Source organism: Psychrobacter sp. Arc9 (assembly GCF_041431295.1).
GTDB lineage: Bacteria > Pseudomonadota > Gammaproteobacteria > Pseudomonadales > Moraxellaceae > Psychrobacter.
This window is the reverse complement of record NZ_JASMRK010000008.1, coordinates 20,209-37,241: the sequence shown is the minus strand read 5'-3', so window position 1 is coordinate 37,241 and position 17,033 is coordinate 20,209. Positions and strand designations below refer to the sequence as shown.

The window sequence follows — 17,033 nt, the reverse complement described above, 5'->3', positions numbered from 1 at the left end:
ATTTGCATCGCGCTGATTCTCATAGCACTTTTAATGTCGACTATTTCACTCTTAGCTCTCTACGTAACGCGCAGCTTCATCAAGCGACACACTGACTAGTGTAGAAATGCCTGCACTTGGCATGGTAATACCTTTTAGCTCATCAGCAATTTGCATCGTCAATTTATTATGGCTGATAAAAATAAATTGCAAATCATCTGCTAACTCATGAATGAGACTGGTAAAGCGCGCGACGTTGGCATCATCAAGCGGTGCATCGACCTCATCAAGCACACAGAACGGTGCGGGATGCTGCTTAAATATCGCAAAAATCAAACTCAGCGCTGTAAGGGTTTTTTCACCGCCCGATAATACCGCTAAGCGACTATTGCGTTTACCCTTCGGCTGCGCCATCAAGGTAAGCCCTGCCCGCCATTGTTCGGACTTTGGCGTATTGGCTGGCATCTCGTCAGTGTTCAACGTCAGGCTAGCCTGTCCACCGCCAAAGACTTTGGCAAATAAATTGGCCAACTCATTATTGACCGCATCAAGCGTCTGCATAAACAGTGTCTTGGTCGTCTCATCAATAGAGGCAATCGCTTCGGTCAATGTCTGCATACTGGCCGCGATATCTGCCGTCTGCTGTGCGAGTGGTTCTAGGCGCTCGTTTACCTCGGCCAACTCTGCGACCGCTGCCAAATTCACTGGCCCAATCTTGCTCAACTGCTGGGTCAACTTGGCGCGCTCGGACTCTAGCTCAGCGATTTTGTCTGGACGGACGCGGCGATCATGAGCGATAAAATCTGCTAGCAAGTTTGAGACGCTCATGCTTTGTCGCGGTTGCTCTGCTTGCGCTTTATATTTATGACTTACACGATAATAAGCATCTAAAGCGCTCTGCGTGTGTGCGCTAGCATCCTCTAACCGTGCCGCGCTTAATGCCAACTCAGTAGCATGACGGGCAAGCTCGCTTTGCTGCGTTTGCAATGTATTTTGCAATGTATCAAATGCCGTCTGCTGCTCAGCGTACGTTTGTTTTAATGCCATTAGCGCAGTATCGCGCTCGTTCAATAGCACTTGCTGCTCATCGCGCGTTACCTGTGCAGACTGTAGTGCTGCTTGTAGCTCTGGCAATTTAGCCTGCTGCTGATCGTGACGCGTCTGTAGACTTTGCTCATTCTCTAACGACTTATCATATTGCTCAGTCGTACGAGCCAGACTACTAATACTATGCTCCAAGCGCATCTCGTATTGCTGAATGCGCAGCTGCAATGCTTGCCACGCATCATCATCAGCTTGACGCGCGCGGTTTAGCTCGCTGCGCTCAGCTTGCAGTTGCTGAGTTGTCGCTCGTGCTTCTACTATTTGCGGCGTTAGCGTAGCGATCTCGCTTTCAATGTGCTGTTGTTCTTGTTCAAGCGTTTGTTGCTCTTGCGCCAGTTCTTGCTTTTCCTGCTCAAGCGTTGCTTTATCAGCGTTCAAACGCTGGCTATCCGCTTGCAACCGCTCAGCATTGGCTCGCTCGGTCGTCAGTTGCTGCTGGTATTGATGCTTATCACGGGTTAACTGCTCAACTTGCGCGCGCGTTTCTTCCAAGCTAACTATTAATGCATCATAATCGCGCTGGTCTTTTGCAATAGATTTTTGCTGCTCTTGTATTTTGGTTTCAAACTCATCAAGCAAGTCTTCTAACGCTTGCAAACGAGTGCGCTGCTGCAAACGCTGCGTGAGAAATTGACTGCTGCTATCACTTTGACTATCTTGCGCACCAGCGAATTTGCTTAAGTTAATCGTCCCATGACGACTGATCAGCCAACCATCTGCGGTGAGCAATATTGCTAATGGTGGTAATGACTTCAGTACATCAGTAAGTGTGTCAATTTCATGCTGCTCACTAGTCTCAAGCTGCGCCGTATATATATAGCACTGTTGCCATAGCGAGAGTAGCGGCTGAGTAATCAACTGCGATAATGGCAACACTTTATCAATCAAATTATCTGGCAATTCACTGACAAGGTCATGGTCACTGATGCTATTTTGCGCAGTAGGCAACCATAAGCTATGACCCGTCTCCATTAGAGTTTTATCTTTTGCACTGGCAGGCGTATTTTGTGCCGTCTGATAAGTCAGTAAATCTGCAACGTCATGCTCAAGCGCTTGCCACAAGCTATCGGCTCTTTGATAAACGCCAGTAGCATTATTAACGCTTGATTGCTTGATTTGATTAGCTTGTTGATTAGCAACCAGCACATGGCTATCTAGCCACAATGCTAGGATACTATCGAGTAGCGGCGCATACTCCTGCCCCTTCGCACTTAGCTCAATTTGCTCACGTAGCGTTGCAATGGCTATCGGCTGATGATATATGCCATCGCTATCTGCATTATCTGTCGCGGTAGATTGAGTCTTTTCTGATTGCTGTTGTGTAGGTTTTGGATGCAATATCTGATGCAGGGTATCGTATTCGCCTACCAACAGCGCATGACGCTTTTCATCATCGCTCAACTCGCTCTGCTGTGCGTTTAGTCTCTGCTGCAAACTATGCGCTTGCGGTTGTATCTCGGACAAGCGTTCATCGACGGCTTCGCGTTGACGCTCAATCTGCTGCAACTGCGTGTTTAGCTCAGTGACTTGCTGTTCTAGCACTTGACTGAGATCTTGCGCATTATTCGTTTTACTCACATCAGCACTGTCAGATGCAGATGGCGCTATAGACTGCTGTAATTGCTGCCACAGGTTTTGCCAGTTTTGCTCGCGGCGTTGCCATTTATCATAGCTTTGCTGATGACGTTTTTGTGCTTGAGCGTTAATAGCTTGCTGCTGTTCAAGCGAACGGGCTTTATCTTGTAAGCGTGACAGATTGTTTTGCGCGTCATGCCACGCGCGTTGTAGTGGCTGCTCATTGCGCTTATAGTTATCGCGCTTATCTGTTAGCTCAACAAGCTGTGGACGCAACGCTTCTAGCGCTTGATGCTGTTCAGCTTGTTCAGCGTTGAGCCGTTCGATATCAGCGAGTGATTGCGCACGCTGTTGAGCCAAGCCAAACAGTTGCTGCTCGATAGTAGCCAGCTGTGACTTAGCATCACTTAGCTTATGTTCCGCTTGTTGATAGCCGAGCTGCTGCTGATAGTGAGCGCTTTGGGCATCGTCTTTGAGCCATTGCTCTTGATTGATACGAGCAGTGAGCTTGTCTTGCTGAGCTTTGAGCGTGTCGTAGTCAGCTTGAAGTGTCGACACCTCAGTAGCATTGCGTTCATGCGCTACTTTCTGCTGTTGATGTGTTTGCTTGGCTTGATAGAGCTGTTGGATGGCGAGCTGCTGCTCGATATCAGCTAGTGTTAATGCCAATTCTTCGTAACGCTGCGCGCTCGCTGCCTGTTTAGACAGTGTTTTCTGCTGGCGTAGTAATTCGCTTTGCATATCATGCAGACGCGCTAGATTGTCTTTCGTTTTCTCTAATTTCTTTTGCGTTTCTTCACGGCGAGCCTGATAGCGTGAGACACCTGCCGCCTCTTCAATAAACTCACGCAGCTGCACGGGGCTAGACTCAACAATGCGCCCAATCATACCTTGCTCAATCACCGCATAGCTACGTGCACCCAGCCCTGTACCTAAAAACACATCGACCACATCACGGCGACGACAACGCGTACCATTGATAAAATAATCTGAGGGGCCATCTTTATTTACCTGACGGCGAACCGATAGCTCTTGGTACAAGTTAAACTCGTGGCGAATGCCAGTCTGCTCATCTTGGGTATGCTCAAAAGTCAGCTCAACACTGGCGACACTTTTTGCTGTCTTATCCTGCGTACCAGCAAAGATAACATCACTCATCGCCCCGCCGCGTAACTGCTTGGCTGAGGTTTCGCCCAGCACCCAGCGGATGGCATCAATCACATTGGATTTGCCACAGCCGTTCGGCCCGACGATGGCGGTGATACCATGACGAAAAGTAAAAGTGGTTGGATTGGCAAAGGATTTGAAGCCTGCCAGCTTTAGGGATTTTAAACGCATGAAGAGTCAATAAACTTAGCAAAAACAGGCGGCTATTCTACCTGAAATTGTAGTGGGTTTTTAGGGTTAAACTGCTAAGTGCATAAACGATTTTGATTCTAGGCTTTGATGGAATCCTCGTAATAGTTTTTGCTCCACTTGGCAGACGCTATTTTCTGCTAAGTAGCGATTATTAAACTCGATGAAGGCTGACCAAGAGATACTTGCTACTTCTAAGTGATCGACTATTTCTAACAGCTCTGGTCTTAGCAAATGCTGATACTTTCTTGGCCGTTTATGACATAGAGCCAGCTCCCGATCTACGAGCGTTTGCTTGTTTTGCTTTAGCGCGTCACCACCGATAAATAACAATAAAAACTTTGCCCCTTTATCGATAAAGCCTTTTTCTAATAAGTGCTCATACATCAAACAATACTTTAGGATTGGGTCTGGGTTTTTCCGACCAGCGAGTTTTAACTCATTCGCTATCAATACATTCCCCTGATGGTTATAGGCTAGGTTGTCCATATACATGGCTTTTAGCTCTGTACTGTTTTCAAACATACCGCTATTACCATGTGTCGACCATGATCCACTCGGCTCAAAGCTGATAAATTGCTGATAAAATAAGTTCAGATAAACATCACTGCACAAACTCAAAAAGATATCGAATTCTTTATTGAGATAGTCTTCAGAAAAGAACGTTACGCGGCGCACGGCTTCTCTCGCATTACAGATACCCATCGTTTGCGTTGAATACGTCTCTAGCTGCTCAGTTTCATTCATTTTTGTATTGAGCTTTTTGATGACTGATTGCTCAATCTCTTCTATATTTTTGTCCTTTAACTCTGGGTGGGCCGCCCATTCAATGATTTGGCGTACATATTGCTTTTTAGTAATACCTAAAATACGCTGCGGCTCCCATGCCAAAAACTCTACCATATTAGAGAGACCCGTCGTCCATGATAACTGGTCTTTTAGATGATTCATTGAGCCGAAAACACGGCGGTATTTTTCTGCAGCTTTCATACTAATAATGTCTCACGGTTTGCATACTAATTTTATAAAAACTCATTATTGCTATAAAACACCCAATCCACTCAGTAACAACTGCCCTCCAGCAAATATCAATAATATGCCAAATGCGCGCTTAAGCATGAGCGCAGGTAAGATATGGGCAAGCTTGGCGCCCACCTTTGCCATCGCAAAGCTGGCGACTGAAATAAACAAAAATCCTGTGACATGGACAAACCCTATCGTACCCTCAGGCAGATTGACCACGTCTTGACCGAACCAAGCAAAGCCTGCTGCTCCAGCCAAGGCAATTGGTAGACCGCATGCCGCTGATGTGCCGACCGATTGTTTCATCGGCAGCCCTGCCCAGTTCAAGAACGGCACGGTCAAGCTGCCGCCGCCAATGCCAAAAATAGAGGACGCCATACCAATGCCAGTACCGGCACCAAACTGTACACCAGCCGATGGTAACGGTTTACCCACTTGTTCTTTATTCGAAAAAAACAGCATTTTTAGCGCGACCAATAGCGCACCGAAACCAATGATAGCCTGTAGAGCTTGCCCATCAATCATATCCGCGATACCAGCGCCGACCAAACTACCGATGACCAATCCAAGCGCCATCTTGCGCCATACTTCCCAGCGTACACCGCCACGCTTATTATGAGCAGTCAGTGAGCTAATCGAGGTCACAACGATGGTCGCCAATGACGTCCCAATGGCCAAATGGGTGATTACTTCTGGCGAAAAGTCATAAGCGGTAAAAATCCAAACCAATGCGGGCACGATAATCATACCACCGCCGACGCCAAACAAGCCTGCGCTGACACCTGCAAACGCGCCTGCAATCACAAACCACACATATAACATCATAGAACGAACCTTTTATAATACTGACTGGCACTATAGTACTCACTAGCGCTTAGGCGTGCTTAATTGTATTTGCCAAATCTCAACGCGACCTTTATGCTGTTTACTCGGTACTGTCTGACCGCAACAATCGCTCAGTATATCAAAGTTTCCTTTAACCACATCGACTAAACTTATGCCGCCACTCACTAGTTTTTCTACCTATTTATCCGAGCTCAATCATCGTCATGTGGCTAGTAGCGCCTCGACCAATAGTGAGCTGATAGAAGCCTTGCAAAACGGGGCGTTAGATGTCGCCACCGTACACGTTTTGACCGCGGAAACCCAAAGCGCAGGTCGTGGTCAGCACGGACGCTCGTGGCAATCACCGCGCGGCAATGTCTATCTGTCGCTATACCATCCCGTGCATATGCCAATCAGTGGCTTGCTATCGCTAATCATTGGTCTTGAGCTGGCGAAGATGCCCGTCATTCAAATGTTGAACGAGCAACTGCAAGCACAAGGACTGACGCCAATTGGGGTGAAATGGGCAAATGACTTGGGTTTTTATCAGCAAGCTCAGAGCCAATCTGAAGAGCAATCTAAAGAACAATCCATAACGGACAGCTCGGTATTGGATTCCGTATTGGATAATGATGTAGCAAATCAGCGTACGCTACCCTTTAATAAACTGGCTGGGATTTTGATAGAGCCAGTGACGAAAGCTGGCAGGTTGGTCGGTGTGGTGTTAGGCATTGGCCTAAACGTACAGGCAGCACCTAAGCTCACCACACAAACGTCTGAGGGTATGAGCTACCAAGCGATTAGCTTACAAGACATTAATGAGATGCTACCTTTAGAGACACGACCTGCGAGCCTACCAGACCTACCAATGCTCTATCAGCAGATGTGCAAAGCATTGATGGCGGCGATGACACGCTTTGAGCATTTGGGCATAGAGCAGCCAACGGGTCACACTTATTATTTGAATAGTTTTTTGGAGCAGTTTGCGACGATGGATGCGCTATCAGGTCTGTGCTTACGCGTCACCCAAGACTATAATAACGAAGAAAAAGTCGTGACGGGAATCGCTTGCGGTGTCGACACACATGGCTGTTTGCAATTGCGCCAAGATAGCGGTAAGATTTCTACGCTTTTTACTGGACGCATCGACGTTATTTATTAGGCTTAGACAACTATATTGATGAATACCATCATTAACGAGCACTATATAAAGGGACTTTTATGCTCTGGCTTGATCTTGGAAATACCCGCCTAAAATACTGGCTAACCGATGATATCGGACAAATAGTCGCGCATGATGCCAAGCAGCACCTGCAAGCGCCTGCCGAACTACTTATGGGTCTGACGGATCGCTTTGAGCGTTACGCGCCTGACTTTATTGGTATCTCATCGGTATTGGGCGACAATCTCAATGCCAAAGTCTCAGAGACACTCAGTCGTTTGAATATTCCGTTTGAGTTTGTCCATGTCGATGCGGCACACGCACTGATGAAAAGTACTTACAATGATCAGCAGCTCGGCTGTGATCGTTGGCTACAGATGCTCGGTGCGGTCGATAAGAAAAAACGCCAGTGTGTGATTGGTTGTGGTACAGCGGTGACCATTGATTTAATTGATCATGCTGAGCATTTGGGCGGTTATATTTTCCCCAGCATCTATCTACAGCGTGAGTCACTGTTCTCTGGTACTAAGCAAATCACTATCTCGAACGGTACTTTTGATAGCGTCAACCAAGGCTTAACCACTCAAGACGCGGTACATCGCGGTATTTTGCTCTCTATCGTCGGCGCGATCAATGAGATTAGCCATCGTCACCCTAATTTTGAATTGATTATGACAGGCGGTGATGCAGCCATTATATCCCAGCATGTTAATCGTCCAGTGCGCTTACGTGATGATTTATTACTAAATGGTTTGGCAAGATACTTTGATTATCGCAATAAGTCTTAACCGCTTATAGATAATTCGGTTTAACGTTGACACAAAAAAAGCAGCACGTTTTGAACGTGCTGCTTTTTTATTTTACTATTAGAAAATAGCTAACGTGTTTCTAGTTATTGCCACAATACTTTCTTATTTGGTCTCGTTAAACAGCTCACGACCGACTAGCATACGGCGAATTTCACTGGTACCTGCGCCAATCTCATACAGCTTGGCATCGCGCCAGTAGCGACCGAGTGGATACTCATTGGTATAGCCATTACCGCCAAATATTTGAATACCTTCACCTGCCATCCATGTGGCTTTTTCGGCACACCATAGAATCACACTGGCGCAATCTTTACGCACTTCTCGACTATGACCCGCACCGCGCGCGTCCAACATGTCCAAATTCTTGCCAACGGTATATAAGAAACTACGACCGGCTTGTAGTATGGTATACATGTCCGCAACTTTACCTTGGATAAGCTGAAACTCACCGATCGCTTGACCAAACTGTTTACGGTCATGGATATAAGGCACGACATTGTCCATCACCGCTTGCATGATACCGATAGGACCTGCGGCCAATACGGCACGCTCGTAATCTAGGCCACTCATCAATACCTTAACGCCTTCATTGAGACCACCCAAGATATTTTCGCTTGGTACTTTTACATTATTAAAAGTCATCTCGCCAGTATGGCTACCGCGCATGCCGAGCTTATCTAGCTTTTGTGCGGTACCAAAACCTTCCATGCCTTTTTCAACGATAAAGGCCGTCATGCCTTTTGCACCCATCTCAGGGTTGGTCTTGGCATAGACTACCATCACGTCCGCGTCAGGGCCATTGGTGATCCACATTTTGCTACCGTTCAACACATAGCTGCCATCTTTTTCTTCGGCTTTGAGCTTCATACTAACGACGTCTGAGCCAGCGCCTGTCTCACTCATTGCCAATGCACCGATGAACTCGCCACTGATTAGCTTTGGCAGATATTTCTGCTTTTGTTCTTCAGAGCCGTTACGTTTGATTTGGTTAATACATAGATTAGAATGTGCGCCATAGCTAAGCGCGACTGATGCCGAAGCTCGGCTAATCTCTTCCATCGCGACCATATGGGCGACATAACCCATGTTGGAGCCGCCGTACTCTTCTGGAACGGTAATACCATGTAGACCGAGGTCACCCATCTTCTGCCACAGATCCATTGGGAACTCATCACTGCTATCAATCTCGGCAGCACGTGGAGCGATCTCGTTTGCTGCAAACTGCTGTACGACATCACGTAGGGCGTCAATATCTTCGCCAAGTTGAAAATTCAATCCAGGTAAACTCATAACCATTCCTTGTATTTTAATATTTAGTTTTCGAATTTTGATCTGTTTTTTAAAGCCATATTATTTTCGATGTCATCTTTGATGTCATAGTCCATTCAATGCGAAAGTATGGCAAGGCAACCGAGTGTAGATGTATATCGAATACTTCAAACGAGGTTAACGCTGTCATACCTTCACAGTGGATTGACTATACTCATTAAGACTGACGTTTATTAATGATGGCACGTGCCACATTTGAACCATTCGGACGCTTTAAGAACTCGCTGATACGTTCACCTGCCACGACTAATTTATCCAAATCGATACCCGTGCTGATACCCATACCATGCAGCATATATACTACATCTTCGGTGGCGACATTGCCCGTTGCGCCTTTGGCATAAGGACAACCGCCCAAGCCAGCGACAGAGGTATCAAACTCACTCACACCCATCTGCAAGGCAGCCAGAGTATTGCTTAGTGCCTGGCCATAAGTATCATGGAAATGACCTGATAGCATAGAGATATCAGCATACTCAAGTGCAGCTTGCAATGCTCGTTGTACTTTGAGCGGCGTACCCACACCGATCGTATCGGCAATGCCAATTTGCTCTGAACCAATCTCTACCAGACGCTTGGTCACATAGGCTACTTGGCTTGGGTCAATCTCGCCTTCATAGGGACAACCAACCGTACAAGAGATAACGCCACGTACCTTTATGCCTTGGGCTTTTGCTGCAGCAGCTACTGGCGCAAAACGTTCGATACTCTCATCGATACTACAGTTGATGTTTTTTTGACTAAAGGTTTCACTGGCTGAGCCGAAAATAACGATTTCATCTGGGCGATGCAAAATAGCACTTTCAAAGCCACGCATATTGGGCACCAGTACCGAGTAGCAAACGTCCGTCTGCCGTGTCGGCGCTAGCGCGTCAAGTAGCGCGCTATTATCGCCCATTTGTGGCACCCACTTTGGCGAGACAAAACTGGTCGCTTCCAGCTTTTTGACACCCGCCGCAATCAAGTCATTGATAAGCGCTTGCTTAACCTCAGTCGGTACCGTCATGGATTCGTTTTGTAGTCCATCACGTGGACTGACATCAACAATGCTGACATGGCTTGGATACGAATGGCTCATACTTGTCGTCCTTTTTGTTATTTGCGCTTTGATGAGGCTTTTTTATTAAGCTACGTCAGCTATGCTTTTTCACTATCGATTCGCAATAGCTCATCACCATCAGCGACCAAATCACCTGCTGCAAATAATAGCTCTGCTACCACACCATCTGTCGGTGCGGTAATCGTGTGTTCAATTTTCATGGCTTCGATGACGGCAAGTGGCTCGCCTTTTTTCACAGTATCGCCAACAGCTACTTTGAATGCAACCACTTGTCCTGGCATTGGTGACTTCAAACTGCCAACTGCTGCTGTGTCTTCGCCCACATGTGCCATGATATCAATAAGCGTAATTTCATCACGTCCGCTATCTGTGAATACGTAGACTGTCTCGTTATTTACCCAGCTTTGGGCACTGATACGTGCACCATCTAACCATAAAGTATGATTGTGCGCGTCACTGCTATCATAATTGACCTCACCTTCATAAACCGTTTCGGTCTGAGCCGCTACATTGATATTGCTATCATCCTGCGTATTTACGATTTCTTGACCAATGACGAGCGTAAAACTACTGAGATTATCGCCGCCTTTTTTGCTATCAACACAACTCGCATTATGCCAATTACTGATGCGAGCACTGTAGGCTTGCTCATCATAAACCAAGCTAAATGAACGAGTATAATTGCTATAAGCACGGAAACCCGTCGGCTTGCTAAACGGATCTGAGCCCTGCGTGGTCGCTTCACTCGCAAGCTGCTGGGCAATAGCTGTCACCACAAGCGTCGATAACTCAAGAGGATGCTGGTCAAAAAGTTTATCCTGCTCACGCTCTATCAAGGCCGTATCAAGATTGGCTTTGCTAAATGAATCGGTATTTAAAATATAACGCAAAAATGCCACGTTGTTTGGCAGACCAACGATACGAGTCTGTGCCAATGCATGGTCTAGTCTCGCCAACGCTTGCTCGCGCGTAGGAGCATGCACGATAAGCTTGGCAATCATAGAGTCGTAAAAAGGACTGATCACATCACCCTCACGTACGCCATCGTCGATACGCACATCGGTAATGTTAAAGGTACTATGCTCAGGCTTTTGATAAGTGAATAAAGTTCCTGTCGCTGGCAAGAAATTATTGTCAGGGTTTTCAGCACAGATACGCGCCTCAATTGCATGACCGTTGATAGCCAGATCATCTTGTGTTTTTGGCAATGGCTGACCTGCAGCAACCAACAGCTGCCACTCGACCAAATCGACACCCGTAATCGCTTCACTAACAGGATGCTCAACTTGCAAACGCGTATTCATTTCCATGAAATAAAAATTCATAGAGTCTTCACGCTGCTCCACAATAAACTCAACCGTACCTGCACCCACGTAATCGACCGCACGTGCTGCTTCGATTGCCGCTGTGCCCATCGCTTCACGCATCGCAGTATCGACACCCGGTGCGGGCGCTTCTTCTAATACTTTTTGATGGCGGCGCTGTACTGAGCAATCACGCTCAAACAGATGCACATAATTGCCATGCGTATCACCGAATACTTGGATTTCGATATGACGTGGTTTTAGCGCGTATTTTTCGACCAACACTTGATCATTGCCAAAACTGGTAATCGCTTCTCGGCGACAGGAGTCTAGCAGGTCAATAAAATCGCTGCTTTTTTCAACGATACGCATACCTTTACCACCGCCACCTGCACTCGCTTTAATCAAGACAGGATAGCCAATACTATCGGCCTGCTGCTGCAAAAACTGTGCATTTTGGTTGTCACCATGATAACCGGGGATCAGCGGTACACCAGCTGACTCCATCAAGCGCTTAGATTCAGACTTACCGCCCATAGCGCGAATAGCATCTGCCGATGGGCCAATAAATACCAAGCCAGCATCTTGGCAAGCCTGCGCAAAGTCTGCATTTTCGCTCAAGAACCCATATCCTGGATGAATCGCTTGGGCACCAGTCTCAAGCGCTATCGCAATAATAGCATCGCCTTTGAGATAACTGTCTTTCGGTGCCGAACCGCCTAAATAGATAGCCTCATCACAGACAGCCACATGTTTGGCCTCACGATCCGCATCGGAATAAACAGCAACGGTACTGACGCCAAGACGCTTAGCAGTCGCAGCCACTCGGCAAGCAATTTCACCACGGTTGGCGATTAGAATTTTAGAAAACATAACTATCCCTGTGTCTTGTCGTTATTATTTGACGTCTTGTCTATTTACCCATTTGCCTATCATTGTTCTGCTACTAGTTAGTCTGCCATTAGCCAATCAGGTTTACGCTTTTGCAAAAATGCTTGCACACCCTCGCGGCCTTGCTCTGATGAGCGAATATCAGCGATACCTTTGACCGTGTCAGCAATCAGCTCATCTGTAATAGGCGCACCAGCAACATCGTGTAATAGCTGTTTGCAGGTCTTAACTGCATCAGGGCTGTTTTTGACGACCTTGTTACAGAACGCAGCCACTTCATCGCCTAGCCACTCTTCGCTAACACGCTCATGGATAAAGCCAAGCTGACGCGCCTTTTTGGCATCAAACACTTCAGCACTTAAGAAATAACGCTGCGATGCTCTAGCGCCTAGCGCGCGGATAACATAAGGACTGATAGTGGCAGGTGCCAACCCTAAACGCACTTCACTGAGGCAGAAATTAGCAATTTTGACCGCAATGGCTACGTCGCAAGCAGCGACTAGACCCATGCCACCTGCGTATACATCGCCTTGAATAGCCGCGACTGTTGGCTTAGGACATTCATAAATAGTCTTAAGCATTTGCGCCAATTTATCAGCATCCGCTAGATTCTCTTCATAGCTATAATCTGCCATGGCACGCATCCAATTGAGGTCAGCACCTGCGCAAAATGCCTTGCCAGTAGCTGCTAGCACAATGACACGTACTTCATCATCAGCACCAAGCGTATTGAATGCATCGGTTAACTCGGCAATCATTTCGTCGTTAAAGGCATTACGTATCTCAGGACGATTCAACGTCACTGTCGCCACGTGCTGCTCGACGTTAACCAGTAGGCTTTTATAGTTATTTATATTTTGTTGCATTGTCTTCTCTTTTTTTAGTCACTATCTACTATCTTTACTAATGATATTTATTGAGTATCGTTAAATATTAAAAACTGGTTACATTCTAAAAACACCGAAAGTAGTTTCTTCGATGGGAGCGTTATGAGCGGCACTAAGCGCTAATGCCAACACATTACGCGTATCAGCAGGATCAATCACGCCGTCATCCCATAGACGAGCGGTAGCATAATAAGGATGACCTTGCTCTTCATACATGTCACGTATTGGCGCTTTAAATGCCGCTTCATCTTCCTCACTCCAAGCTTCGCCTTTACGATCAAAGTTATCACGCTTAACCGTTGCCAATACCGATGCTGCTTGCTCGCCGCCCATCACAGAAATACGCGCATTTGGCCACATCCATAAGAAACGCGGACTATAAGCACGGCCACACATGCCGTAGTTACCAGCACCGAATGAGCCGCCAACGATGACAGTAAACTTAGGTACTTTTGCATTCGCCACTGCCATTACCATTTTGGCGCCATGACGAGCGATACCTTCATTCTCGTATTTGCGGCCAACCATAAAGCCAGTAATGTTCTGCAGGAACACTAATGGAATTTTGCGCTTACAGCACAGCTCGATGAAGTGAGTACCTTTTTGCGCTGACTCACTGAACAAGATACCGTTATTGGCAATAATACCAACAGGCATCCCTTCGATATGAGCAAATCCACAAACCAACGTCGTACCAAAGCGTGATTTGAATTCATCAAAAGCACTGTCATCGACGATACGCGCGATGATTTCTCTGATATCAAATGGCTTGCGCTTGTCCGTTGGAATCACACCATAGAGTTCTTTGGCATCGTAACGTGGCGGACGCGGTGTGATTTGATTAGGAATATTTTTTGCAGGGCGATTTAGGTGACTGACGATATTACGGGCAATCGATAGTGCATGCGTATCATTCTGCGCTAGATGATCAACCACGCCTGAAAGTCGGGTATGTACATCGCCACCACCCAAGTCTTCTGCCGTGACCTCTTCACCAGTTGCTGCTTTGACTAGTGGCGGACCACCCAAAAAGATCGTACCTTGCTCTTTTACAATAATAGACTCATCGCTCATGGCGGGCACATACGCACCGCCAGCCGTACAGCTGCCCATGACCACAGCAATCTGCGGAATACCTGCCGCACTGAGATTGGCTTGATTAAAAAAGATACGGCCGAAATGTTCTTTATCAGGGAATACATCATCTTGGTTCGGTAAATTAGCCCCACCTGAATCAACCAGATAAACGCATGGTAGATGGTTTTCTTGCGCAATCTCTTGAGCTCGTAGGTGTTTTTTGACCGTCATTGGGTAGTACGTGCCGCCTTTTACCGTGGCATCGTTACAGACAATCATGCACTCAACGCCATTGATACGACCGATACCGGCAATCACCCCAGCCGCTGGAATCTCTTCGCCATACATATCATGTGCGGCCATCGGCGCCACTTCTAGGAACGGCGTACCCACATCCAATAAACGCTCGACACGCTCACGAGGCAAGAGTTTGCCACGCGCTAGATGCTTGGCTCGTGCACGCTCTGAGCCACCTTGGGCAACTTTACGCAAGTGTACATACAGGTCATCGACTATCTCTTGCATCGCGGCACTGTTTTGCTGAAAATCGCTTGAGTTTGGACTCAGTTTACTGGTTATGATAGCGCTCATGATATCCCTTTTTTTCTTATACATAGATAGATACGTAGATGTAAGTAGCTTTTTATATAAATCATACTAACTGCTATTTTTAAGCGTTGCTCACATATAGTCGATTCAATTTAAAAGTAGTACAAGGCAACCGAGTGCAGATGTATGTGTGATACTTCAAGCGAGGTTAACGCTGTAATACTTTTATAGTGAAATGAATATGGTTAGTCTTTTGTTTTTTAGAGCAGATAAGTAAGCTTACTACAAACCCAACTCTTCTTTCATTTGCTCAATGATTTTATATTTTTGAATCTTGCCAGTGATGGTCATTGGATATTCAGTCACAAAGCGATAGTAAGCAGGCACTTTATAATGAGCGATATGCTCGCTGCAGAATTCACGGACTTCCTGTTCAGTCAAGCAGCCAGGCTCTTTCGGAATAATCCACGCTGCCAGCACTTCACCATAACGCTCGTCGGGTATACCCACGATTTGCACATCACGAATCTTTGGATGACGATAAAGGTAATTTTCAATTTCTACCGGATAGATATTTTCGCCGCCGCGAATCACCATGTCTTTACTACGACCGACGATTTTGACGTAGCCATCTTCATCCATTGTGGCCAAGTCACCCGTATGCATCCAACCATCTTGGATAGCCTCACGCGTTTTAAAACGGCTACCCCAATAGCCTTTCATCACTGAATAGCCTCGTGTAAGCAACTCACCTGTCTCACCTAGCGGTACAATTTCACCTGTTTCTGTATCGACGACTTTCACCTCAAGCGCAGGCTGTACCAATCCCACGGTTGATACTTGCTTATCAAGTGGCGTGTGCTCATTGGTCTGGCAGGAAACGGGACTGGTCTCGGTCATGCCATAAGCAATGGTGACCTCACTCATATGCATCTTATCAATGACACGGCGCATGACTTCAATCGGACAGCTAGAGCCGGCCATAATGCCAGTACGCAAAGTCGATAAATCAAAATTTTCAAATTCAGGATGGTCGAGCTCGGCAATAAACATCGTCGGTACGCCATGCAGACCAGTACATTTCTCTTCTTCGACTGCTTGCAGCACTGATAACGGCTCAAAGCCATCGTTCGGATAGACGATACAGCCGCCATGCGTCAGAATCGCTAAGTTGCCGAGCACCATGCCGAAGCAATGGTATAGCGGTACTGGAATACACAGTCTGTCTTCCTCGGTGAGATTCATGGCCTCACCGATAAAGTAGCCATTATTTAAGATATTACGATGGCTTAAGGTGGCACCTTTTGGTGTACCAGTCGTGCCACTGGTAAATTGGACGTTAATAGCATCCGTGTTTTTAAGCTGGGCTTGACGCTCGGCAACCCGTGGATCGTTGGCATCGCCTTCCGCCATCCAAGCAGAGAACTTCTGCATAAAACCAAACTCTTCATCAGAGTTTGGTTCATCAATCCAAATGATACGCTCAATGGTTGGAATCTCGACCAAATCAAGCTGAGTATAATCTTTATGGTAAATCTCAGGACACAGCTCACGGATTAGGCTGGCATAGTCGCTGCTTTTGAAATGACGCATGAGCACGAGTGCTGAGCAGCCGAGTTTATTTAACGCATATTGCAGCTCAAAGGTACGATAGGCAGGATTGATATTGACGAGGATAACGCCGACTTTCGCGGTCGCTAATTGCATCAAGAGCCATTCAGCATTGTTGTGCGACCAGATACCGATGCGATCGCCAATCTCAAGTCCCATCTCAATCATACTACTAGCCAGCTGATTAACATGCTGTTGTAACTCACGATACGTCCAGCGGATATTTTGATGGCGCACGACCAGTGCTTCGCGCTCTGGATATTTGGAGACAATCGCATCAAAAAAATCACCGATAGTCGCTTCAATCAGCGGCACATCAGGACCTTTATCATAGCTTTGGGTAAGTGGCGCATTTGCTGAGCGCGCGCCCATATTGATGCTAGGAATATTTTTTAGAATGGTATCAAAATCAGGATTTTTAGTCATAACGAGTCCTTTCGTTTTACTTTATACGGTGCTTATTAATAGCCTGTGGGTATAGCGTTCTTCCTT

General features: G+C 46.6%; 11 protein-coding genes. 2 read left to right on the top strand and 9 right to left on the bottom strand.

Features of this window, described 5'->3' with window-relative positions; genetic code table 11:
• Positions 1 to 51: 51 nt before the first annotated feature.
• The 3 genes from QO187_RS06185 to QO187_RS06175 form a co-directional block, all read right to left on the bottom strand.
• The gene (locus tag QO187_RS06185; RefSeq protein ID WP_102094570.1) at positions 52 to 3,996 is read right to left on the bottom strand and encodes an AAA family ATPase; all 3,945 of its coding nucleotides are present in this window, start codon (positions 3,994 to 3,996) and stop codon (positions 52 to 54) included.
• A 66-nt stretch (positions 3,997 to 4,062) separates the two neighbouring features.
• Positions 4,063 to 5,004, bottom strand: coding sequence for a hypothetical protein (locus QO187_RS06180; protein WP_102094569.1), 942 nt, complete (start codon positions 5,002 to 5,004; stop codon positions 4,063 to 4,065).
• A 51-nt stretch (positions 5,005 to 5,055) separates the two neighbouring features.
• Complete coding sequence (locus tag QO187_RS06175) at positions 5,056 to 5,859, bottom strand: sulfite exporter TauE/SafE family protein (RefSeq protein ID WP_185156659.1); 804 nt, start codon at positions 5,857 to 5,859, stop codon at positions 5,056 to 5,058.
• A 175-nt stretch (positions 5,860 to 6,034) separates the two neighbouring features.
• On the opposite strand from QO187_RS06175, the gene QO187_RS06170 reads away from it, so the two are divergent.
• A complete protein-coding gene (locus tag QO187_RS06170) occupies positions 6,035 to 7,024 on the top strand; it encodes a biotin--[acetyl-CoA-carboxylase] ligase (protein ID WP_102094567.1) in 990 nt (329 codons plus the stop codon).
• A gap of 59 nt (positions 7,025 to 7,083) precedes the next feature.
• Positions 7,084 to 7,812 (top strand): pantothenate kinase, encoded by a 729-nt coding sequence (locus tag QO187_RS06165; protein WP_102094566.1) that lies wholly within the window; start codon positions 7,084 to 7,086, stop codon positions 7,810 to 7,812.
• 123 nt (positions 7,813 to 7,935) lie between these two features.
• On the opposite strand, the gene QO187_RS06160 is transcribed toward QO187_RS06165, so the two are convergent.
• From QO187_RS06160 to QO187_RS06135, 6 genes are all read right to left on the bottom strand, one after another.
• Positions 7,936 to 9,123 carry an isovaleryl-CoA dehydrogenase gene (locus QO187_RS06160; protein WP_102094565.1) on the bottom strand — a complete coding sequence of 396 codons (1,188 nt, stop codon included), beginning with the start codon at positions 9,121 to 9,123 and terminating at the stop codon, positions 7,936 to 7,938.
• A 196-nt stretch (positions 9,124 to 9,319) separates the two neighbouring features.
• Positions 9,320 to 10,240: a hydroxymethylglutaryl-CoA lyase gene (locus tag QO187_RS06155; RefSeq protein ID WP_102094564.1), complete on the bottom strand. Its 921-nt coding sequence runs from the start codon at positions 10,238 to 10,240 to the stop codon at positions 9,320 to 9,322.
• 59 nt (positions 10,241 to 10,299) lie between these two features.
• Positions 10,300 to 12,399: an acetyl/propionyl/methylcrotonyl-CoA carboxylase subunit alpha gene (locus QO187_RS06150; RefSeq protein WP_102094563.1), complete on the bottom strand. Its 2,100-nt coding sequence runs from the start codon at positions 12,397 to 12,399 to the stop codon at positions 10,300 to 10,302.
• Between the two features lie 77 nt (positions 12,400 to 12,476).
• Positions 12,477 to 13,283: an enoyl-CoA hydratase/isomerase family protein gene (locus tag QO187_RS06145; RefSeq protein WP_102094562.1), complete on the bottom strand. Its 807-nt coding sequence runs from the start codon at positions 13,281 to 13,283 to the stop codon at positions 12,477 to 12,479.
• 78 nt (positions 13,284 to 13,361) lie between these two features.
• Positions 13,362 to 14,972, bottom strand: coding sequence for a carboxyl transferase domain-containing protein (locus QO187_RS06140; RefSeq protein WP_102094561.1), 1,611 nt, complete (start codon positions 14,970 to 14,972; stop codon positions 13,362 to 13,364).
• A 240-nt stretch (positions 14,973 to 15,212) separates the two neighbouring features.
• Positions 15,213 to 16,967, bottom strand: coding sequence for an AMP-binding protein (locus QO187_RS06135; protein ID WP_102094560.1), 1,755 nt, complete (start codon positions 16,965 to 16,967; stop codon positions 15,213 to 15,215).
• Positions 16,968 to 17,033: the final 66 nt, after the last annotated feature.